General features: G+C 53.3%; 20 protein-coding genes and 1 riboswitch. Of the genes, 6 read left to right on the forward strand and 14 right to left on the reverse strand.

Annotation, left to right across the window (positions count from 1 at the left end):
• Positions 1–49: 49 nt before the first annotated feature.
• Positions 50–1,207 carry a GNAT family N-acetyltransferase gene (locus DVH26_RS01400; protein WP_239630824.1) on the reverse strand — a complete coding sequence of 386 codons (1,158 nt, stop codon included), beginning with the start codon at positions 1,205–1,207 and terminating at the stop codon, positions 50–52.
• A 403-nt stretch (positions 1,208–1,610) separates the two neighbouring features.
• Between DVH26_RS01400 and DVH26_RS01405 the strand changes: the two genes are divergently transcribed.
• The gene (locus tag DVH26_RS01405) at positions 1,611–2,228 is read left to right on the forward strand and encodes a DUF975 family protein (RefSeq protein WP_239630825.1); all 618 of its coding nucleotides are present in this window, start codon (positions 1,611–1,613) and stop codon (positions 2,226–2,228) included.
• A gap of 108 nt (positions 2,229–2,336) precedes the next feature.
• Here DVH26_RS01405 and DVH26_RS01410 read toward each other — a convergent pair whose 3' ends face one another.
• The 4 genes from DVH26_RS01410 to DVH26_RS01425 all read right to left on the reverse strand — a co-directional run bounded on the left by DVH26_RS01410 (position 2,337) and on the right by DVH26_RS01425 (position 8,828).
• Positions 2,337–4,442, reverse strand: coding sequence for a methyl-accepting chemotaxis protein (locus tag DVH26_RS01410; RefSeq protein ID WP_239630826.1), 2,106 nt, complete (start codon positions 4,440–4,442; stop codon positions 2,337–2,339).
• Between the two features lie 370 nt (positions 4,443–4,812).
• A complete protein-coding gene (locus DVH26_RS01415; protein ID WP_239630827.1) occupies positions 4,813–5,280 on the reverse strand; it encodes a C40 family peptidase in 468 nt (155 codons plus the stop codon).
• 5 nt (positions 5,281–5,285) lie between these two features.
• Positions 5,286–5,423: riboswitch (cyclic di-AMP (ydaO/yuaA leader) on the reverse strand.
• A 402-nt stretch (positions 5,424–5,825) separates the two neighbouring features.
• Positions 5,826–6,638 carry a hypothetical protein gene (locus DVH26_RS01420; protein ID WP_239630828.1) on the reverse strand — a complete coding sequence of 271 codons (813 nt, stop codon included), beginning with the start codon at positions 6,636–6,638 and terminating at the stop codon, positions 5,826–5,828.
• 15 nt (positions 6,639–6,653) lie between these two features.
• Positions 6,654–8,828, reverse strand: coding sequence for a M1 family metallopeptidase (locus DVH26_RS01425; RefSeq protein WP_239630829.1), 2,175 nt, complete (start codon positions 8,826–8,828; stop codon positions 6,654–6,656).
• A gap of 318 nt (positions 8,829–9,146) precedes the next feature.
• Here DVH26_RS01425 and DVH26_RS01430 point away from each other — a divergent pair, with 318 nt between their 5' ends.
• Positions 9,147–9,659 (forward strand): YwhD family protein, encoded by a 513-nt coding sequence (locus DVH26_RS01430; RefSeq protein WP_239630830.1) that lies wholly within the window; start codon positions 9,147–9,149, stop codon positions 9,657–9,659.
• A 166-nt stretch (positions 9,660–9,825) separates the two neighbouring features.
• On the opposite strand, the gene DVH26_RS01435 is transcribed toward DVH26_RS01430, so the two are convergent.
• The 7 genes from DVH26_RS01435 to DVH26_RS01470 all read right to left on the reverse strand — a co-directional run bounded on the left by DVH26_RS01435 (position 9,826) and on the right by DVH26_RS01470 (position 17,439).
• On the reverse strand, positions 9,826–10,566 hold the full coding sequence (locus DVH26_RS01435) for a metallophosphoesterase family protein (RefSeq protein WP_239630831.1): 741 nt from the start codon (positions 10,564–10,566) through the stop codon (positions 9,826–9,828).
• A gap of 288 nt (positions 10,567–10,854) precedes the next feature.
• On the reverse strand, positions 10,855–11,559 hold the full coding sequence (locus DVH26_RS01445; protein ID WP_239630832.1) for a SanA/YdcF family protein: 705 nt from the start codon (positions 11,557–11,559) through the stop codon (positions 10,855–10,857).
• 114 nt (positions 11,560–11,673) lie between these two features.
• Positions 11,674–12,336 (reverse strand): methionine ABC transporter permease, encoded by a 663-nt coding sequence (locus DVH26_RS01450; RefSeq protein WP_239630833.1) that lies wholly within the window; start codon positions 12,334–12,336, stop codon positions 11,674–11,676.
• Entirely contained in the window at positions 12,326–13,354 is a 1,029-nt protein-coding gene (locus DVH26_RS01455; RefSeq protein WP_239630834.1) for a methionine ABC transporter ATP-binding protein, read from the reverse strand. The genes DVH26_RS01450 and DVH26_RS01455 overlap by 11 nt, the downstream gene beginning before the upstream one ends.
• A gap of 77 nt (positions 13,355–13,431) precedes the next feature.
• Positions 13,432–14,289, reverse strand: a complete 858-nt coding sequence (locus DVH26_RS01460; protein ID WP_239630835.1) for a MetQ/NlpA family ABC transporter substrate-binding protein — start codon at positions 14,287–14,289, stop codon at positions 13,432–13,434.
• Between the two features lie 213 nt (positions 14,290–14,502).
• Positions 14,503–15,021, reverse strand: coding sequence for a hypothetical protein (locus DVH26_RS01465; RefSeq protein ID WP_239630836.1), 519 nt, complete (start codon positions 15,019–15,021; stop codon positions 14,503–14,505).
• 360 nt (positions 15,022–15,381) lie between these two features.
• A complete protein-coding gene (locus DVH26_RS01470) occupies positions 15,382–17,439 on the reverse strand; it encodes a transglycosylase domain-containing protein (RefSeq protein ID WP_239630837.1) in 2,058 nt (685 codons plus the stop codon).
• Positions 17,440–17,702: 263 nt separating this feature from the next.
• Between DVH26_RS01470 and speE the strand changes: the two genes are divergently transcribed.
• From speE to DVH26_RS01490, 4 genes are all read left to right on the forward strand, one after another.
• Positions 17,703–18,530, forward strand: coding sequence for a polyamine aminopropyltransferase (gene speE, locus DVH26_RS01475; RefSeq protein ID WP_239630838.1), 828 nt, complete (start codon positions 17,703–17,705; stop codon positions 18,528–18,530).
• Between the two features lie 53 nt (positions 18,531–18,583).
• Positions 18,584–19,453: an agmatinase gene (gene speB, locus DVH26_RS01480; protein ID WP_239630839.1), complete on the forward strand. Its 870-nt coding sequence runs from the start codon at positions 18,584–18,586 to the stop codon at positions 19,451–19,453.
• Between the two features lie 174 nt (positions 19,454–19,627).
• Complete coding sequence (locus DVH26_RS01485; RefSeq protein WP_239630840.1) at positions 19,628–19,831, forward strand: helix-turn-helix transcriptional regulator; 204 nt, start codon at positions 19,628–19,630, stop codon at positions 19,829–19,831.
• Positions 19,832–19,870: 39 nt separating this feature from the next.
• Positions 19,871–20,278, forward strand: a complete 408-nt coding sequence (locus DVH26_RS01490; RefSeq protein ID WP_239630841.1) for a hypothetical protein — start codon at positions 19,871–19,873, stop codon at positions 20,276–20,278.
• 117 nt (positions 20,279–20,395) lie between these two features.
• Here DVH26_RS01490 and DVH26_RS01495 read toward each other — a convergent pair whose 3' ends face one another.
• Both DVH26_RS01495 and DVH26_RS01500 read right to left on the reverse strand, forming a co-directional pair.
• Positions 20,396–21,226, reverse strand: coding sequence for a metallophosphoesterase (locus DVH26_RS01495; RefSeq protein ID WP_239630842.1), 831 nt, complete (start codon positions 21,224–21,226; stop codon positions 20,396–20,398).
• A 153-nt stretch (positions 21,227–21,379) separates the two neighbouring features.
• Complete coding sequence (locus tag DVH26_RS01500) at positions 21,380–22,213, reverse strand: AraC family transcriptional regulator (RefSeq protein ID WP_239630843.1); 834 nt, start codon at positions 22,211–22,213, stop codon at positions 21,380–21,382.
• Positions 22,214–22,317 lie beyond the last annotated feature (104 nt).

The raw sequence follows: 22,317 nt of genomic DNA on the forward strand, positions 1-22,317 counted from the left end.
CAATCGCCGCCAAGACGGGCCGTGCTGCTCATGCAGCACAGGCGCGCGCTCATTCTGCGCGGCCTAACATACGGGCGATACTTTCGCTGTCCGTCTCTCTATACACGAAGGGGTGGTAATGAGGCTGGCCGTAATGGCGCCATCCTTTATCCACCGCTTGTTTATAGAAGTGACGGGCCTGCTTGACATCGCCGGTCTTGTAAAACATGCAGGCGGCATTCCAGTACAACGCCGCGTCCCCGCTCCAGTCCCAGCCCTGATCGAGCGCCTGCGCATAGCTCCAGGCTGCGCGGGCGTAATCTTTATGCACGCCGTAGCTCGCATCGCCCAGCATATAATGGTTGCCGTTCACAAGCAGATTGTTGAGCGGATGGCACCATCCGAACAGGACAGGGAAGTCCGCAGCCAGCCGGAATCCGGCCGACAAGGCCGTTTTGCTCGACCCGATATTGCTGGACCAGCACTGCCAGCCGGCCCGGGTCATCCCCCGCAGCTTCGCAAGCGTCAGCGCTCCCGACGCTGTCTTTACCGCCCAGCCGCTTCTGCGGAAGCGTTCCTCCGTAAAAATGCCGAATTCGCATTCGGTTCCTACGACCCAATCGGTGAGGCACCAGCTTATGAGCGTCCATCCCCCATCAGCAGGCTGCAGCGCGGCGCACCCGAAGCCTTGCTCAATGAAAGCGTCCAGTGATGGCCAAGCGCCGGCAATTTCACTTAGAACCTCGTCGAGCCCGGCAATATCCCGGCGTGCCAGGAAATCTCCGTCCACCGGGACCAGGGGAGCCTCCAGCGACGTACCGACATGCTCAAGAGTATGCGAGAACGTCATCCTTCCGCTCCGCATAGGCAGCAAATCGCGCATCATGACCGACAGAGCACCGGCCCATTCCTCATCGGACGGATAAAACAAAACGTAGTCCCTTCGTCCTCTGGCCGCAATCCGGGGCAGCAGCACCTTCGGCAGCAGGCCGTTCATTTGTTCGAAAAACGGGGTATTGTCCGCCCTGCCGCCAACGAACAAGCCTTGGGGATTCATCATGACGGCGGACGAGCCATCCGGCGAGAGGAAGATGCTGCCGGGCAGTACTCCCGTTATGACGCCCTGTATCGATATGTGATGCTCGAGCCCGCCGAACAGACCGGCCGCTTTGCCGAACTGGCTCGGTTCCAGCTCCAATGCGTGGTTCATGTTATTTTCATTATTCATGTCGTATGGATATCCTCCCATAAGTTCTTATGAGAGACGGTAATCCGGTTAGAGGACGCAGCCTCTCATAAGCGTTTCGAATTGTTGATGCTGTAAGACCAAAACATCATCACTCCTTTGTGTTCATATTGGGAATGGACTGCCGCGTATTAGCGTGAGCCATGTTCTCCCACCTCCATTATGGGAATCGGGCGGCCTCCGGCGAAAGGTTTTGTTTGTATATAACGAATCTATCCGGATATTCGCCTAAAATTTAGGAGTATCGTAAGATATATACGACTATTTTCCTAGAAAAAAATGACAGGAGACCCATAGGAACAATATTTTCCTTCTGATAAATTAATGGAAGTTTGATGAAATTTGACATCGTTTTACATTTTTTTAACAAAGGGAGAGGCGTTATATGTTAACCAATGCGGATATTCGCAGAATGGCAAGAGAAAGCTTGAGAGGAAATTGGGTACAAGCAATAGTGGCTTGTATTATTTTTAACGTAGTATTGTTAGTGGTGAATCTGATCCCCAACGTAGGACCTTTTCTGCAGCTTATTATCGGCGGCCCGCTGCTATTCGGCATTTACTTGTATTTCATTACCCTCATTCGCGGAGGGAAACCGGCACTGGCGGATGTGTTCAGCGGGTTTCCGTACTTTGTGAGCACGTTTTTGCTATATTTGGTCATGTCCATCTTCATTATGCTGTGGACGCTGCTGCTTATTGTTCCAGGCGTGATCGCTACGCTCAAATATTCCCAAGCGTTCTTCATCATGAACGATAATCCGGAGATTGGGGCCATGGAAGCGATTCGTCAAAGCAAGGAAATGATGGAGGGGCATAAGACAAGGCTGTTCATGCTGTACTTGAGCTTTATCGGCTGGATGCTGCTGTGCGTGGTGACGGCAGGGATTGCGTTGATTTGGGTAGGCCCGTACTTGTATGCCGCTATGGCTGCGTTCTACCACGATTTGAAGCACCGCAAGGACATGTACGCTACTACCGATTTCAACAGCATTCCGGTGTAAAAAAAGCAACCGCCGGCTTCCTTGGCGCCCGCTGACCTGGAACCTTATCCATTCTATTGCGATAAAAAGAAACGCCCCTTGTCCATGGACGAAGGGGCGTTCGTTCGTTTACACCTTGAAGTGGGCGAGCTGGTCGAGCAGCTCCTGCACCATCGAGCTGAGCGCCGATGCCGACGACGATATTTCCTGCATCGAGGCGAGCTGCTCCTCGGAGGCGGCGGCGACGCCTTGCGAGTTGAGCGAGGCTTCCTTCGCGATCAGCGCGAGCTGCTCCACCGTAGCCGTCACCTGCTGGGAACTGGCCGACATTTGCTCGGCCGCTGCAGACACTTCCTGGATCTGGTCGTTAACCTGCATCATTTCCTCCATAATGGAAGCGAAGCGGGCGCCGCTTTCCGTTACGGTAATGACGCCTTTTTCGACCTCCGCCGTGCCTTGACCCATCGCTGCGACGGCTTGGGCCGTATCGGAGCGAATCTCGTCGATCAGCCCGGCGATTTGCTCGGCGGCCGCACGCGATTGCTCCGCCAGCTTGCGGACCTCGCCTGCGACAACGGCAAAGCCTTTGCCATGCTCGCCGACCCGCGAGGCTTCGATCGCTGCATTCAAGGCGAGCAGGTTTGTTTGAGTGCTGATGCCGGAGATCAAGCCGATAATGCTGCCGATCTCCTCGGAGCGCTGTCCGAGCTGCTGAATGGCTTCTTGCGACTGACTGACGGTAGCCTGCACGACAGTCATCTGCCTCACGGCATCCTGAATCTGGGCGTTGCCGGCTTCGGTCAGCTTCCCGGCGTCATGAGCCGATTCCGTCACAACCTGCGCCGATTCGGCGATGCGCTGAATGCCGACCGCCATCTCCGTCATCGCTCTGGAGGAATCGAGAGCATGCGTCTCCTGCGATTCCGCGCCGATCGCTACCTGCTGCACTGAATCCGCAATCGTCTCCGCCGCCCGGCTGGTCTGCTCGGCGCCGGCGGTCAGCTGCTGCGAAGTGGCTCCGACCGACATCGCAAGGTCGGAGACGAGCTGCAGCATCGCTCGCAATTTGGCGATCATGGTGTTGAAATGCTTCGCCATCGTGCCGAATTCGTCGTTGCTGTTCACTTCCATGGACGAGCGGAAATCGCCCTCGGACAGCTTTAGCAGCAGCTCGGACATCGCTTTTACGCGCCGTACGATGACACGGTGAATGACGAGGGTCAACAGTCCCCCGATAATCAGCATGGCTGCAACGGCAATAGTAATGGAACCGATCATGCTCTCGTTATAGCTTTGCAGTACCGTCGCTTCCGGCACTACCGTTTCCGTATACCATACATCCGAGCTCCCCGGCAGCTGCAGAGGTTCAAAAATGCGTATGACGGATTGTCCCGAGGTGTTCGCCGAGTAATGCTTGAAGACGCCGGCTTTGACGCCGTCCCAGATCGCCTGCTTTTCAGGCCGGTCGGTATACGGGGCCGATACCAGCTCGGGCAAATTGCCTTGCGCGGCGTACACGCCTTTCGCGGACACGATGGATACATAGCCGCCCAGCGGCTTTTCCTTCTCGGCTTTTTTCTGCAGGTCGGCCAGTGACAGGTCGGCCCCGACAATCCCGAGGAAGGTGCCCTGCTTGTCTACGACTGGCAAGATTAAGGAAGTCATAAGCACAGCTTTGCCATTCACTTTATAGGAGTAAGGTTCGAGCAGAGTCAGCTTCTTGGAGCGTTTGGCCAGTAAATAATAATTGCCTGCGCCTTCGACCTCGTAATCGTGGAGAGCTTCGACGATGATTTTGCCTTCGCTTCTGACTGCATAAGGGATAAAGCGGCCCGTGGCGTCGTCGTGCGGAGTTTTATTGATATGCTGCTTGTCGTTATTATCAAAAGCGTTCGGTTCCCATAACGTATAGAGGCCCATAATATCGGGCTCGTGCTCCAGCAGGTTTTGCAGCATTTGGATCACATCGTCCCGCGACAGCTTTTTCGTTTCACGGGCATTCAGCAAGGCATCGGATGTGGTAGAGAGGGTGGACTCCAGACCGACCAGCTGATCGCGGAACGACTGGCTGAAATGCTTGCCGGCCACCTCTGCCTCAAGCTCTCCCTTGCCGAGGCTGACGCTGCGCAGCTGATTCAAATTCATAAAGATCAGGCCGGCAAAAGTCAGCAGCAGGACGAGCCCGAACGTCAAGCTTAGTTTGCGGGATAATGCAAGATTGCGATACCAGGCCATAGCTAATCATTCTCCTCTGTATATCAAATGATGATCATATGCATGATATCGACATTTTTGAAATGATTCTTTATACCTATTGCCGCAACTCGAATCGGATAGCTCTGCTTTGAAAAAAAGAGGGGAAAAGGATGAATGCAGGCGGATCTTCAATCCGCATGTCATTGCGAAGTATCGAAGTATCAATAGGGGGATGCAACCCGGCGCTCCTTGCTGCAAAAAAGGTTCAAGCTGCAACCTTCGGGGTAAATACATCGTATAGAAGCATATAGAAAAAGAAAGAGCTCTACAGGCTGGTCCGGCGCTAGGGGCGCTAACGGATGCAGACGCTATAGAGCTATAAGAAAGAAACTTCCTCTGAATCGTTCTACTAGATGTCCGTCATCAGAGCTTGGTACTGCTCATCCGACAGGATGCGTTTTGCGGTGACAAAGCGCTTGGTGTAATAGGAGTCGCTAAGCTTTGTTACCGTAACGCCTTTGTTAGTGGCGGAGTGATAGAACTTACCGTCACCGACATAAATACCTACATGAGAAATTCCTTTGCCATCTGTGTTGTAGAACACCAGATCGCCTGGACGAAGATCATCTAAGGCAACTGTTGTACCGAGTCCTGCTTGTCCTTTGGACGTATGAGGCAAGTCGATATCGAATTTTGCGAAGACGAAGGAAGTGTAGCCGGAGCAATCGAAGCCTTTTTTCGTCGTTCCCGCCCATTTGTACGGCGCTCCGAGTTCTTCATTCACGGCTTGACTTAGCGGCGTTTCCGCAAAAGCGCTTCCTACTTGAAAACTGCAAAACAGTGCCACAGATAAAGCAAAACCTACAAACTTCTTCAAAGGAAATAGTCCCCTTCCGGTGCCTACGAGGTTAGCTTAAGGGTTCGGTTGAAGGTTCCCTATGATCACTCTGTTGCGAGATCAATTCACCCGGGTTGTGGATCCCCCGTTTTCCTTGCGTGGAAATTCGGCAGTATGTATTGTTTTTTTTGATACGAATACTAGGATTCGATCAATTCCGCAATTTTCCTGCCGTTGTCACAAAATGTTCACAAATAATGCGTATATTTTTGAAACTTATTTGGAGATAACGTAAAATCCAGTATTTGTAAGCGATTTCCGTGTAGATGTCAGGCTGCGGGAATACCCGGTTTTTAGAGCGATTTCGACAAAATGATACGAGTTTCGATAAGTTTTCGACGTCTGAAAACCCGGGCATGATCGCTGTCGAATGCATTTAGTGCTTTCGGCACTGGAATTAGCGGGGGGAGGCTGCAGGAACAGCCTGAACATTGCGGTCTTAGCCTGCGGAGGTAAGAGAACAGCGCAAAAAACCGTTCTTCACGAAAGGAAGAACGGTTTTTTCGTCCTGCTGGGCGAGCTCTTTAGTCGCTATGGGCGCTCCACAGCGCATACTGGGCGGTAATCGCCCACATCTTGCAAAACGTATGAACCAGCCGGTACATCTGGTAGCCGAGCAGAGCGAGGAAGCCGGTCCAGATCATGGCGGAGGTCATGACGAGCGCTGAAATGATCAAGGTGACCAACAAGATGAAGATGGCAGTCAGAATGACCGGAATGACATTGCGGACCAGAAGCAGCAGGGAGGAGAGGTGCGATTTGCCGCCGGTTCTGCCGAACTGCAAATACATGAACACCGTCTGCAGCAAGAACACATAAGCCAGGTAGCCCGCGAGGTACATCAGCACGTCTTTAGCCACGTCGGCCAAAGTAGCGTTCGTTCGGTACAGCTCGATTGCTTTCGGAATCAGCCAATACAGCGGAGACAGCGTTAGCAGCATTTGTAAGACATACAATCCGAAGAAAGGCAGAGCGAGCTCTCTCATTCCTTGAACGAAGCGGTAGCCTGCATTCATCTCCGTATGCTCCAGTGAGTAATAGACGCCCGCATTCAGCAGCGGAGTCAGCAGCATCCTGGCGAGGAGGAGGCAGAGCCCCCACCAGGCGTAGGAATGAATGAGATCGGTTTTCATAATTTGAAACTGCGCTTCGATCCAGAACAGGTGGACGGCTTCACGGGACAGCTCTTGCGGGTAGCGGTGCAGCAGAGGCGAGACGATGGAGCGGATCAATTCGTATAGAGCAAGCCCCCACAGCAGATTGTAGATGAACAGCGTGCATACTACGAAAGGCTGATTCCAGGCGATAGTATAACCGGTTTTTATCGTTTTCCACATCGTTACTTTCTCACCTCACCAAGCGACCCAGCCGAACAAGGTCTCCATAAATTTGACGACGCCCAAATTCCAGCGGATCGATAATCGGGTGTCTACATTCGATTTCATGAAGCTGTTAATCCGTTTGTTCTCCAGCACGATGGAATGCTGCGGATCGATGGCCGCATAGTCGAGAGGCGCCGTATGATTCAGCTTGAACTGCACGTCCGGATCGATGCCGTCCCACGTCTTATCGATCTGCGAGCCGTCGGCAAAATGGAACCGGATCGGAACCGTATGGTACGTCCCGCCGAATTTTTGAATGCGGACGGTATTCTCGTACATCGGCTGGCCCTCATGCGTAACTTCCTTGATCTGAATGCCTGTCACGGCATAGTCGACCATGAGCCCCCCGTAAATATATTGATCGAAAAACTCCTTCCAGCTAGCCTTGGTCGTATCCTCCAGAACCTTTTGAAAGTCCGATGTCGTAGGATGCTTGAACTTCCAACGCTGGAAGTACGTCTTCATAACGCGGTCCATCGTATCTCTGCCTATTTGCGATTCGATGGACTTCAGCACGAGCTTGGCGCGTGTATACACGTTCTCCGCGTATTGGCCGTGGCTTCCGTAGCTCCAGGAATTTTGCTTCAGCGCCTCAGGCGCGGTGATGTAGCTCGACTCGACCATCAGGTTCGGCTTGACCCCGTATTCGAGCTCCATCAGCTTATCTTCGGCATAGGAGGTGAAGCCCTCGTCAAGCCACGCCTCCTCGAACTCGTTGCTCGCCACCATCCCGTACCAGAACTGATGGCCGATTTCGTGCACGATGACTCTCTCGAGCTCCAGGTCCGGCTGATCTTCGGCTGCTCCCCAGCCGGTAATCAGCGTAGGATACTCCATTCCTCCGGCGCCGTTGCCGTTTTCCGGAGGGATGACGATGGACAAGGTGGAGTACGGGTAGGTGCCGTACCATTGCGAATAGCGGGCAAGCGCTTTTTTGGCGGCGGCCATATAGCGGTTTTTCAAGCCCTCGTGCTTTGGATCGAGGTACAGCTTGATCCGCACACCCGGAATTTGCGGTGTGGCGTAAGGCTCCTCATAGTAAATGAAGTGCGGGGAAGCCGCCCAGGCGAAATCATGCACATCGTCGGCATAAAAAGCGTACGATTTCGTCTTGCCGTCATCTACGGGCGGCTTGGTCGGAAAGCCGGTTGCCGCCACGGTGTAGTTGTTAGGGACTTTAATGCGCACGTCGTAAATGCCGAAGTCGGCGTAAAACTCCGAGTTGCCGTGGTACTGGTGCAGGTTCCAGCCCTCCGCCGTATTTCCGCGGCGCCCTGCAGGCTCGTAAACCGCGATTTTCGGAAACCATTGGCCGGCCATAATAAAATCATCCGCATAGCCCATCCGGGCGAATACGGCAGGCAGCTTGACGGTATAGGCGTAATTCAGCGTTATTTTTTCTCCGGGATTGACGGCTTTGGGAAGAGTGATCTTGGCTAGGGAGCGGTCGTCCTTATTGCCGTCGTCGGGCTGTACATACTCTAGCTTGGAAATCAGCTCTTCGCCCTCCAGCGTCTTCATGCTGCTGAGATCCATGCTGCCGAAGCTGTTTTCCTTGCTTTTGTCCTCGCGCAGCTTGCCGCCGGATTCTTTCATGAAGGTAGTTTTCTTGGAGCTGAACGCATTCGGGTACAGATGGAAGTAGAGGTCTTGAACCGGCTGGCTGCCAGGGTTTTTCCAGGTCAATGAGGACGTTCCCGACAGCAGCTTTCCTTCCGCGTCCAGTTCCACGTTCAGATGATATTCCACGATGCGGGAGCTGAGTGGCTGCGGCGCAGGCTTCTCGACCGGCTTGGCGGGCAAGCTTGGAGGCGCCGGCGGTGACGACGGTTCATTGACCCTGGCGCCTACAGGGGTGGCTTTGGGCTGCAGCTGTAATCCTAACGAAGAACCGTCTGCCTGGGCTAAATCGTATTGGTAGGATTGAAAATAGGGCTCTCCTTTGACGGCCGTCGAAGGATAGGCCACAGGGCTTGGCGTGAGCGAGCCGAACAGTTCGGCATCCCATTGGAAGTCGGACAGGGAGAGGGAGGCGTTGGACGTTGGGCGGTCGGCCAGCAAGGATTGGCTTGTAATTGTGGCTCCGCTGGCTAGTACAACTATGAGACACCATTGCGCGAGTCGGTTGCCGAATACACTTTTCATCTATTTTTCACCCCGTTGACAAGCATCTACAGCATGTATATGTTTGGTGGACGAGGATTATTTCTGTCGTGTCCAAAAGAAATTTTCAGCCGCTGGAGCATGGCTTAATAATTTTTCGGATTTAGTGGAAATGAGAGGGCGATTTTAGTTACAATAGAAGAAATGCGTCCTTCATGGCGAAGCAGAAGCATCGTTACATAACGGCTTCACGGTGGGAGGACCGTTCTTTTGCAAGGGAGACTCGGATTCGAACGAGCAGCGCCTGCAAGCGCAGCCCTCGCTGGAGACTTATCATATAGTAAATGGAAGGTGCCCTAGATGGATATAAATAAAGATCAACCGGCGGAAAAGTCGAAGAAATTATCTCTTAATATCGTGAGCGGCAAAGTGGAGCACCGCGGCTTCGGTGCAGGCTCCATCGATTTGAGCCAGCTGTCGAGCGTCATTATCGACGGCGAAGAGGCTTACTTGGATATGGGGGCTCTTCATGCGAAGAGCAAGGTGGAGAAAGGGATCAAATTTACTACGAACAAAGAGGATGCGCCGAACGGCCGTACTTGCTGGATCGTATGGGTGGCGGCGGACCGCAACGAGACCGGGGCGTATTATGCAGGGGTTACTTCCTGCGAAATGACGGTCGATCCGGAGGCAAGACGCGGTTGGAAAATTCTCGCCGACCACGTCAACCGGATGGATTCGGCCTTGAAGCGCCGCATCATGCTGGACAATATCGGACCGCAGGAGAAGGCTGCGCTGAAGAAGCTGCTTATGGAAACAAACCCGGAAATGTGGGAGAATTCAAGCGAGGCGTTGAAGGAAGCGCTGGCTTGATAAAATGTGTACATTATGTGACTTCCATTGAATAAGTCCGCGCGAACGATGTATACTAGTCCTCAGTATATGCAACATATACTAGGACAGCAAAAAGGCAGACCCCTGGTCTGCCTTTTTGTGTTGCCCTCAAAGAGCCGCTGAACGAAGCAATTTCGAAGAAGGCCTAGTCCTTCAGCCCGCGGTATCGCGCGGTTCGCAGCTCGCGGCTGTACGGCTCCAGCTGCGGCATAGCTTCTTGCTCCGCCAGCCTAATCGCGTATTCGATGTCGTACGGAACCCGGATTTGCTGAATCGAGAAGGGGGCGGCGTGCTCGCTGCCCAGCGTCCCTTCGAGGACGGCATACGAAGCGAGCGGCATATCGAGCGGATTGCCCACACTGCCGACATTGAACAGTGTCCGGCCCTTCAAATTTTGCATATAAGCGTTGTGAATGTCGCCGTAACCGACCATATCCGGTATAGCGCCGTCGGCCGGACTTCCCGTCAGCTCCGTGTTATCGAACATGGCCAGCCGGCTCTCCATCGAGTCCCACGGCTGAACCCGGGTGTAGACGCTGACGGGAGAGGCGTGGAACAGCCGGATGCGCTTGCCGCTCATCGTGAAATCGTAGGAAAAGGGCAGCGATGCAAGCCATTGCAGCCGGTCGTCCCCTAATTTTCGCTGATGCCACAGCAGGTCTTCGTCCAGGTTCGGCTTTGCCATCAGATGATCCCAGTTGCCCATCACGACCACCTCGCAGGCTTCACGAATCCGGTCTACCGACTCTGCGGGCTGCGGGCCTTTGCCTACCAAATCTCCCAGGCAATAAATCGTCTGGATGCCGCGCAGCTGTATATCATCAAGAACGGCCTGAAGAGCTGGTATGTTACCGTGAATGTCTGACAGGACAGCTATTTTTTGCATATGCAGCCCTCCCTGATGAAATCAATGACAGTAGATGCCATCTTTAGTAAGAACGTGCTTCTATATAGTTTAAACCCGGAATGGTCTGCCGCGCAATCGGTTATTCAGACAGCATGAGCTTACGAGCCGTAATCCTCGCAAGTTATCGCGTAATGATTATGATCTTCCCATACGCCATGAATATGCAAATAGTTTCGGGCTAAGCCTTCATAGCGGAAGCACAGCATCGTCCAAAAGCAGAGGATGAATAAGCACAAATTCTTATGACATATTCATGAGACCGCCCATTCATGTACGATCTATAACACACCGCAGTCCGTAATAAGGATCGAGGCGGTCGAACGTCGCCCTGCCATCGCCGCTGACCGGGATAGGCTCGCCCAAATACGTCGGCTCGGGCTTAAGCAAATGGACGAAGATGAAATCTTTGGCCCGCGCCAGCAGCTCCCTGAGCTCGTAACGCGGCATGCCTTGGTACAGCTGCTTGTCCGACGCTACGCCATATGCGTCCAGCCCGAGCTGCCGGGCGGTGTAGACGGCCCGAAGCAGGTGGTATTCCTGTGTAACGATAAGCACCTTTTGTGCCTGGAAAATATCCCTTGCCCGGTACATGCTCTCGTAAGTGCTGAACCCGGCGTGGTCCATGAAAATATGCTGCGGCTCCACGTTCCGCTCCTGCAGGAAGCGGCGCATCGTATTGACCTCGTCGTAATCGATTTGGCCGTGATCGCCGCTGACGATGAACTTGTCCGACTTGCTTGCGCGGTTCAGCTCCAAAGCGACCTCCAGCCGGTCGTTTAATATTTTGGATACGGATCCGTCGGCATATACCCTGGCTCCGAGAACCAGAATCGCATCGGCCTGAGGAGCGTCTTCTACACTGAGGATATAAGGGGATGCGGCCGTTTTCACAATGGCGTTCATTCCGAACAAGCACAGTAAAGATATGGTTACAACCAGGATTAGAGTGATCGGCCTTCTCATTTGCTTCATGACGTTAGCCCTGCCTTATCAAAATGAATGATTTTCCTATTCTATCCATATTGAACGCAAGAAACCGCCTAAAAGTTGCTTTGCGGGCAATTAGGCGGCTTTTTTGGCTAATATTTATTTTTTGCGCAGCGATTTGGACAACGCGTTCCCGATGGACTGAATGCCCTGAACGATGATAATGAGCAGAATGACGCTCGTATACATGACATCGGGCTCCCAACGCTGGTAGCCGTATCGGATGGCGACGTCGCCGAGCCCCCCGGCTCCCATAATACCGGCCATGGCGGATGCGCCGACCAGACCGATGGTAGCAATGGTCAGTCCGAGAATAATGCCGGGCCGGGCTTCCTTCAGAAGTACCTTGAACACGATCTGCTTCCGGGATGCGCCCATGGCCTGATACGCTTCGATGATGCCCGGATCGACCTCCAGCAGGGCGGTTTCCATCAGACGGGCGATATAAGGGGCGGTATAGAACACGAGCGGGACGATGGCTCCCTTCACGCCGATCGTCGTGCCTACCAGCAGCTTCGTTAGAGGGATAATAGCTACCATGATAATAATGAACGGAATGGAACGGACGACGTTAATGACGATGTTCAGCACATGATAGACGGCTTTGTTCTCGTAAATGTGGTTTGGTCTTAGGATGACCAGCAAAACCCCGAGCAGCAGCCCGATAATAACCGAGATGACGAGCGAATAGCCGACCATCGTGGCCGTTTCGACGATCGATTTCCAGTACAGATCCGATTTGTCCAGCAGGTTATTTAACATAATCCAGCACCTCGACCTTCAACCCTTGGCTTTGCAGGAACGCGATGCCTTCATGGATGGCCTCGGGCTCTCCCAATATTTTCAGGAGCAGTCCACCGAAGATCGTATCCTTGATTTGGGTAATATTGCCGTACAAAATGCTCGGCTTCAAGGAGAATCGCTCGGTAAGCTCGGCGATAACAGGCTCCGTCACGGAATCTCCGATAAAATAGACCCGGATAATATGGCCCGGCGATTGCTCTTCCTTGAATTTATTTTGCAGCACGGGAGGGAGGTCGGCGTCGAATACGTTCTTGATAAAATTTTTCGTCGTCGCGGTTTGCGGGTTCGAGAACAAGTCCAGTACCGTACCTTGCTCTACAATGATCCCGTTTTCCATGACGGCCACCCGGTCGCATATTTTTTTGATGACATGCATTTCGTGGGTAATCAGCACAATGGTGATGTTGTACTTGCGGTTAATGTCCAGCAGCAGATCGAGAATCGAATCCGTCGTTTGCGGGTCCAGAGCGGAGGTTGCTTCATCGCACAGCAAAATTTCCGGATCGTTCGCCAAGGCTCTGGCGATGGCTACGCGCTGCTTTTGACCGCCCGACAGCTGGGAAGGGTAAGCTTGCGCCTTGTCCTTCAGTCCTACCAGCTCGAGCAGCGACATGACCTTGCTGTCGATTTGCGCTTTCGGAGCTTTGGCCAGCTGCAGGGGGGCTGCTACATTCTGATACACGGTGCTCGAGGTTAACAAGTTGAAGTTTTGAAAAATCATGCCGATATTTCTTCTCGCCGCCCGGAGCGCTGGATCGTTTAATGTAGCAAGGTCGACGCCTTTAATGCGGATCGAGCCCGAAGTGGGCCTCTCCAAAAAGTTAATGCAGCGGATGAGCGAGCTTTTCCCTGCGCCGCTATAGCCGATGACGCCGAAGATTTCACCCTTTTGCACATGCAGATTGGCGTCCTTTACGGCTTCAACCTTTCTGCCTTCCTGCTCATACGTTTTGTATACGTGCTCAATTTGAATCATGGCAGGGACCTCCTGTCTTATAAAAATGAGTCAATGGAAAAGGTCCCTTTCTTCAGAAAGAGACCTGAGCTTTGAAATTACCAGGATGGAACGATGTACGTTCCGTATTTTTCTTCTACGAGCTTCTTCACTTCGTCGGAATGATAAGCCTTGATCAATCTTTGGAATACAGGCTTGTCCTTGTCGGCGGTTCTTACGGCTATGATGTTCACCCACGGAGAATCCTTCGGTTCTACGAAGATAGCGTCCTTGGTCGGCACGAGGCCGTTATCTACCGCATAATTCGTGTTGATGACAGCGGCGGTCAAGTCGCCCAGCGCTTTAGGAATGAAAGGAGCTTCCAGTTCCTTGAACTGCAGCTTCTTCGGATTGTCGACAATGTCTCGAACCGTTGCTTTGACGCCGACGCCTTCCTTCAGTTTAATCAGCCCGGCACGCTCGAACAAAATCAGCGCTCTTGCACCGTTCGTCGGATCGTTCGGAAGTCCAAGCGTATCTCCTTCTTTCAGCTCGGAGACGTTTTTGATTTTCTTCGAGTATAAGCCGATAGGGAAATTCAACGTATTCGTCAGCTTCACCAGATCGAGCTTGTTATCCGCTTTGAATTGATTCAGGTAAGGCTCGTGCTGGAACGCATTCGCATCCAGTTGGCCGTCGGCCAGCACCTTGTTCGGCTGCACGTAGTCGTTGAACGTGACGATCTCAATGTCGAGATTATCCTTAGCGGCAACTTCCTTAACCTTCTTCCAGATTTCTTCCTCAACTCCTGCGGCAATGCCCACCTTGAGTTTGGCTTTTTCGGAGCCGCTTGGCGCGGTTGTATTAGCGGAGCCCGAGGATGCGTCCGGGGTTTGAGCCGGCTTCTGACCGCAGCCCGCCAGTACGAATACCAGCGTGAATGCCAGCAGCAACGGGATTATTGATTTTTTTATCATTCATGTCACTCCTTGTCCCAATGTAAGAAAAATATAATTCCGACTAATTTGCAAGGATTAAATTAACATGGTATTGACCATTAGTCAATATTTTTTTGTAAAAGTATTTTGCTATTCCAGGGAAATAAAGGAAGTTGAGGAGGCGGCATGAGTAAAGAAAGAACCCGGCAGCAATGCCGGGTTTACGGTGGGGAAGCGAGTGCTTTATTCTTTTTATAGCTCCTGCAATTGGCAGCGGAGGGGCTCGGGAAGCGGTTCTTCAAGCATCCGTTCGACGATGTCCCGGCTTGCGCCCTTCTCCTGAAGGTAGGCGAACAGCAGCTGCGACTTCTCTATCCGGTTCATCAAACCATAGGCGACCGCCCATACTTCCGGGCTGCCCATGCGGATGTTCTCCCAGATAAAGGGGGAATGGGAGGGCAGGCGGCATATCCCGTGCTCGCTATGGATAGCGAATCCGCCGATGATATCGAGCGGAAGCGCATCATCTTGCGCCGATAAGCGGTACGCACTGGCGAACGGGTAGTCTCCGCTCGGGACGAGGGCATACGGGATGTCCTGCAAGGCGGCCGTCACCGCTTCGAGAGGGGCGTCGGTCGTCAGGTCCCAATCGCGTACATGGCTGACAAGCCCGAGACTGTACAGCAGGCCGCTGCCGCCGGATGCATAATGGATGCCCTCCGCTTCCAGAAGGGCTGCAACGCGCTGTGCGGACGATAGAGATACGTTCAAGACAAGAGCCTCCTTCAGAGGGCGCCGATAGCCGGGATGGCATCAGCTTACCGCGTTTTCCCCAGTATATCATCCTGGGATGGGATAGGTTGAGAAATCCATATCGTAAGGAAGGGGGACCTGGCGGTAACATACAAAATATTAGCAAGCGATGCCGCCGGACGGAAGCTTAACGGCTTTTTCGCCAAACGTTGAAATGGGCATGAAAACAGACGCTTCCTCACCACAAACCGTGGATTCGAAAGCGTCTGTTGCTACAAGATCGATACGAAGCAGGAGAACTGCTTGTTTAAGTCAAGGCAAGATCCTGCTGTACGCCGCTCAATCACTATTAACAATGGAGTAACTGCTCACTAGCCGTTAATCGTTCCACCAGCGTTTTAAATCTTGCCACCAAGTGCCGTTGCCCTTCGGCTTCGCCGGCTTGGCCTCGTCTTTCTTCTGCCCGGTGCAGTATTCGGTTGGCTCCGTTCCTTGCACGAACGCCTCCAGCCGGGAATTCGGGCATTCGTCGTTAGCGAGCTTCCCGCTGGCGGGGTCGATATAGACATTGGCGACGCCGTCCGGGATCGGGAACAGCTTCGGCGGCACCGATTCGAGCGCACGCTCCGTAAACTCGGCGAAGATCGGAGCGGCCAGATGGGACTCGACTGAGTTGATCGTCCGGTCCTTGTCGTAGCCGACCCAGACGGCCGTCGACAGCTCCGGCGTATAGCCGACCAGCCAGGCGTCCGTGTTCGTCGTTCCCGTTTTGCCGGCGACCGGCCGCTTGAGCGAACCCGATACCCGGCTGCCGGTGCCGCCGGTATCGAAGACGCTCTCCATGAGCTGCGTCATCACGTACGTATAGGCCGGATCGACGACCGCCTCTTGCGCCGGATTCGCCTGGTACAGCACCCGTCCGCGCTGATCCTCGATGCGCACGATGGTCGTTGGCTCTACCCGTACGCCCTGGTTGGCGAAGATGCCGAAGGCGGACGCCATCTCCATCGGGCTCACGGGGAAGGTGCCCAGCGCGAGCGACGGAAGAGGCTTCATCGCGCTAGTGATACCCATTTTGCGGGCCATGGCGATGACATTATCGGGGCCGACGTCGAGAATCGTATGGACGGCAAAAATATTGTCCGACTTCGCAATCGCCTGCCGCAGATCGATCCAATCGAAATATTTGTTATCGAAATTGCTCGGCGTATAATTGAGTCTTCCGTTGTCGTAGGTGAACGTCGTCGGCTCGCTCTTGAACCGGGTTACCGGCGTATATTGCTTCTGCTGCAGCGCCGTCAAATAGACGATCGGCTTGAACGAGGAACCGGGCTGGCGCGTATTGGCCAAGGCACGGTTGTACTGGTTCTCGCCGTAATTGCGGCCGCCCACCATGGCCTTCACGTAGCCGTTGCGGGGGTCGATGGCGACCAGAGCGGCCTGCATATCCGGGTATCGTTCCAGCTCGGAGGATACCGTCTCCTCGGCAACTCGCTGTGCATTCATATCCAGCGTCGTGTACACCTTCAACGCGCCGTCATCGAATTGGTCCTCGTCAATGCCCAGCTGTTCGGTCGCCACCGTGCGGACATATTCGCGGAAATAGCCTGCAATGGCCGGCTTCTTCGGCTCCAGCGGCAGGATCGTCAGCTTCTCTGCGGCCGCCTGATCGGCCTGCTTTTGCGTAATGATGCCGGAGCTGGCCATCGTTTGCAGGATCGTCTCCTGGCGGTCCTTGGCGTTTTTCATATCATAGTAGGGCGAGTAATACCGGGGACCTTTCGGAATGCCGGCGAGCATGGCGCTTTCGCCCAGCGTCAAATCCTTGGCGTCCTTCCCGAAGAACAGCTTCGAGGCGGCCTGAATGCCATACGTGGAATGGCCATAATAAATCTGGTTCAAATATTGCTCCAATATTTGATCCTTCGTCATATGCAGCTCCATTTGCACCGCATAGTACGTTTCCTTCAGCTTTCTCGTCCACGTGCGTTCATGCGACAAGTATAGATTGCGGGCGAGCTGCTGCGTTATCGTGCCGGCGCCCTGCACCTTGGCCATATGCTGCAAATTGACTATGGCCGCCCGGGCGATGCCCCGGATGTCGAAACCGTAGTGATTGTAGAAGTTGCGATCCTCGATCGCCAGCGTGGCGCGGATCAAATCCGGCGATATGTCCTCTAACGGAACCGGCTCCATATGTTTGCCGCCGTTCAGCGTTTCGATGACTTCCCCGTGAATATCGTACATCTCCGTCGCAGGTCCCATTTTGGAAACGGGAAGAGCTTGGGAACGCATATATAAGAGCAGGACAAAGATGACGGCGGCGCTTAGTAAAATGGAAGAAAAGGTGAGAGAGGCCGCTGATCTCAGCTTGCGCAGCCAGCGGAAGTCGTCCTGCTCCGCCTGCTTGCGTTTTTTTGCGTCGGACACGTTCATCCATCCTTTCATAGTAGAAGTAAGAAGTCACAGCTTCCTATTAACCATTATGGAAAAACATAGAAAGGGCTATTCACGGAAAAGCCAGCCGGAGGTTAATTTTTTTTGAAGGCGGCGATTTTGGGGCCGATTGTATTTGCATTTTCAGGTGGATACACTATAATACAATTTGATGCAAAACCAGCAATAGATGATGGATTAGAACCGGCCCGTTGATAACGTTAAATATAGTCCGGCAATATTAAGAAAGAAGGGTGATTATAATGGAATTATGGTACACGGAGAAACAAACCGAGAAATTCGGCATTACGGCTAAAATCAGCAAGACTTACGTTACGGAAAAAACCGATTTTCAAGATCTTGCAATGATCGAAACGGAAGAATTTGGAACTATGCTTGTGTTGGACGGCATGGTTATGACTACGGTGAAGGACGAGTTCGTTTATCACGAAATGGTAGCTCATCCTGCGCTGTACACGCATCCGAATCCGAAGCATGTCCTCGTTGTAGGCGGCGGCGACGGCGGCGTTATCCGTGAAGTATTAAAGCACCCTGAAGTGGAGAAGGCGGTTCTTGTCGAAATCGACGGTAAGGTTATCGAATATTCGAAGCAGTACCTTCCTTCCATCGCAGGCGAGCTGGACAACCCTCGCGTCCAAGTGATCGTGAACGACGGCTACATGCACATTCATGACCATAAAAATACATACGACGTCATTATGGTCGATTCCACGGAACCGGTTGGTCCGGCTGTAGAGCTGTTTTCCCGCGGCTTCTATCAAGGTATTTTCGAAGCGTTGAAGGACGACGGCATTTTCGTAGCGCAAACGGACAACCCTTGGTTCAAGGCGGACCTGATCCAGACCGTAAACCGCGACGTGAAAGAGATTTTCCCTATCGTTCGCGTGTATTGCGCTAATATCCCTACGTATCCAAGCGGCTTGTGGACGTTTACTATGGGCAGCAAAAAGTACGATCCGCTGCAAGTCGACGAAACGAAAATTCCGGAAATCGATACGAAATACTATTCTCCGCGTTTGCACAAAGCGGCGTTCGCGCTGCCTAAATTCGTGGAAGATCTGTGCAAATAAAGCAAGACACGGATTCCCGACCTCAACTCCAATAAGTTAAGGAAGTGTAACTCATGCGTTTGGATCAAAAATATTCCGGCAACGTGTTTATATTGAGCTCCGACAACTACGAGGCTTCCCGCGCGGTGATTTACGGCATGCCGATGGACTTTACCGTCAGCTTCCGTCCGGGCTCCCGTTTCGGCCCTCCCCGCATTCGCGAAGTATCGATCGGCTTGGAAGAGTACAGCCCTTATTTGGATAAAAGTCTCGAAGATATTACGTACTTCGACGCAGGCGACCTGCTGCTGCCGTTCGGCAACGCGGCTCGCAGTCTGGAAATTATCGGCGAGTACGTCCGCGGCCTGCTGAACGACGGCAAGGTGCCTATCGGCTTGGGCGGCGAGCACCTCGTCTCTTGGCCGATATTCCGCGAAGTGTACGCGAAATACCCGGATCTGGCGATCGTTCATTTCGACGCTCATGCGGATCTGCGCGAGAACTATGAAGGCGAGCCTTTGTCCCACTCGACTCCGCTCCGCAAAGCGGCGGAATTGATGGGCGGCCGCAACATTTACCAGTTCGGCATCCGCTCGGGCTCCCGCGAGGAGTTCCAGTATGCGCGGGAGAACATCAATTTCCATCCGTTCGAAGTGCTGGAGCCTTTGAAAAAGGTGCTTCCGGAGCTGGCTGGACGTCCGGTTTATTTGACGATCGACATCGACGTGCTCGATCCGTCCTGCGCACCGGGTACCGGTACGGCGGAAGCGGGCGGCATTACGTCCAAGGAATTGCTGGGAGCGATCCACGCGATGGCGGCGGCGAACTTGAATATCGTAGGCGCCGACGTAGTTGAAGTAGCCCCAGCGTACGATCCGACGGAGCAAACGCAAATCGTAGCTGCGAAGCTGATTCGCGAAATTTTGCTTGGCTTGGTGAAATAACGGAACCGCTGGCGTAACAGCAGGTAACGAAAATAGAAGGACAGCCTTTTCTGCTTGGCAGGAAGGGCTGTCTTTTTTTATGTGCCTTGGAAAATGTAAAACATGTTTGACATTATTATAGGACCATGGTAAATTAAAAATGTAAAACATATTTGACATATGTGAGGTAACGAAATGGAAAACCGAATCAAGGAGCTGCGGAAGTTCAAGGGTTTATCGCAAGAGGATTTGGCTCAGGCTTGCGGTGTCTCGCGTCAGACGATTAACGCCATTGAAAATAACAAGTACGATCCGAGCCTTGTGTTAGCTTTTCAGATGGCTCAAATATTAAGCGTTACGGTCGATGAGCTGTTTGTGTTTCAAGGAAGCCGGCCATAGCAAAATCGCAGTGAATTTTACTACAGGGGGAATCAGCTAATGAAGACTGCACAATTAACAAGATGGAAATGGATACTTGGAGTCGTAATCGGAGCGTTTCTGATTTATATGGGGATACGGACATGGACGAAATACAGCACGGGGGAGCCGGTAACGACTAGTGATCTGATTTCGATCCCGATCTTGCTGATGGCTCTCATGCAGCTGATCACGTGGGGGCTCGACTCCAAAGCGCAAAGGGATGAGATGGGGCGGCAAATCAGTGCGAAAAGCGCCAATATCAGCTACTACATGATGGTCGTTGCTTTGTTTCTGCTCTGGATTGTTGACCGGATCGTCTTTGTGCGCAAGGACGACCTCGGCAATGTAACGTTGTTTATCGCCTTATGCTTGTCGCTCGTGCTTCAGCCGATCGTAGAATTTTTCCTCGCGAGACGGTACAAATAAATCGGCCGAGGGTATGACGAAGCCGCTCATGGAAGGATACTTCCTATGGGCGGCTTTGCTGTTAGATGGGAAATGGGCTGTCGCTTGCACATAAAAAAGCTGTATGCGGTCCGCAGCCTACCCACGCCGCAGCGTCAGCACCGTGAGCTCGGGCCGGCAGTTGAAGCGGACCGGGTAGACGGATACGCCGATGCCTCGATTCGTGTAGACCTGCAGCTTACCGCCGCCGAGAACATAATGTCCTGCAACGTATTTGCGGCCGTAGGCGGGCAGGACTACCGGGCCGAATAAGGGCAGCCGGACCTGGCCGCCATGGCTGTGTCCCGACAGCTGCAAATCGACGGATCGCTTGAGCGCCAAATCCGCGTAGTCGGGACAATGTGCGAGCAGGATGACGCACTCATTCTCCGGCACGTTCTGTAACGTGCGGGGCAGATCGGGCCTGCCGTCCCACATATCGTCGACGCCGCCCAGCCATATGCGCTCCTGTCCCCGTTGCAGAGGGACGGACCGGTTCATGAGCACCGAGAAGCCGCCGTCGGTCAAGATGGAGATGATTTTCTCCGACTCTTTCCCGTAGTAGTCGTGGTTACCGAGAACGGCGCCTTTGCCGAGCGGTGCGTGAAGCCGGGACAATACCTCGACGGTTGGAATTGCGTCGCTGCCGACGGCAGAGTCGTACAGATCGCCGGTAAAGCAGATCAAATCCGGGTTCAGCGCCTGAATACGGCCGGCCAACCCGGCTAATTGCTCTGTCGTGTAATGAAAGCCTAGGTGAACGTCGCTGAATTGGACGATGCGCATTCCGTCGAACGAAGGGGGAAGCCGCTTGAGCGTAATGGTGACTTCGGTTGTTCTCAGCCATCCGGGCTCGGCGTAACGCGAGTACATGTAGCCGGCTGCAGGAGCTAAGGCGAGGCCGGCGACACCATAAATCATTTTTTTCATAAAAGACCGTCTGGATAAGTTCGATGTCATTGGTTTTGCTTCACACTCCGGCGGTTGCCATGCATCTCATCATGGAAATAAATGAATTAAATGAATTTAAAGAATTGGGATCATTCACCATTAATAGACGCTGCCGGCGCTGGATTAGTTGCGCTAAGTCGGCAGCCGATGGATTTTGCGGAAGCTGCTTGGGGTGACGCCTTCCTGCTTTTTGAACAGCTTGATGAAATAGCTGCTGTCCTCATAGCCGACTTTGCGGGCGATGTCCTTGATTTCCATAGCAGGCTCCTGCAGCAGCAGTTCCTTGGCCTTGCGCAGCCGGTAGCGCGTCAAGTAGGCGAACGGCCGAATGCCGAGCGCTTGCTGGAACAGCAGGCACGTATGCTGAGGCGTCACCCCGAGCCGGTCGGCCAGCTGCTGGAGGCTGATGGCTTGGTCGTAATGCTCCTCGATGAAGTGGAATGCCGGAGCCAGCTGCTCCGCATGCTGCTTCTTGGAGCGGACCTCGGAGCGGGATGCGTACAGGAATAGGTCGAGCAGCAGCTGGTAGCCGAGCGCCGAGCACTCGGCGCCGCGCAGCGGGTCCTCCGTTTGCAGCAGCGATACGATGTCGTTAATTTTATTCAACGTGATGTCGGGATTGGTCAGGTACAGTACGGCCGAAGCGTCAAAATGCATCGATGCGAGAAGCTCCGCCATGTGAGCCCCGTTGAAGGTCACCCACTTGACGGTCCAAGGCTCTTTGACCGGGGCATAGCCGTGCTTTTCGTTAGGAAGCAGGAACATGCCCTGACCTTTGCTGACGGTGTACGGCTTGCCCCCGACCTCCAGCTGCCCGGAGCCGCTGATCGTCTGGATCCATTGGTAGTCCGGGAAGCCCCTTTCCCGATGCATCGGCTCCTGGTTGCGCCAGCCGCCAGCATTGGTTACATAAACCGGCAGCTTCAAATCGGTCTCCGTCATGATCCCGAATACATTGTAGTCCATCGCGCGCACCGCCTTTTCCTGCTGTGAAAGTTAGATGTGAATATTGTTATATTAACAAGAAAATGATCCGATTGAAATCATACTCCGGAAGATCGTATCCTATG

It is taken from the genome of Paenibacillus sp. H1-7, assembly GCF_022354825.1.
GTDB lineage: Bacteria > Bacillota > Bacilli > Paenibacillales > NBRC-103111 > Paenibacillus_S.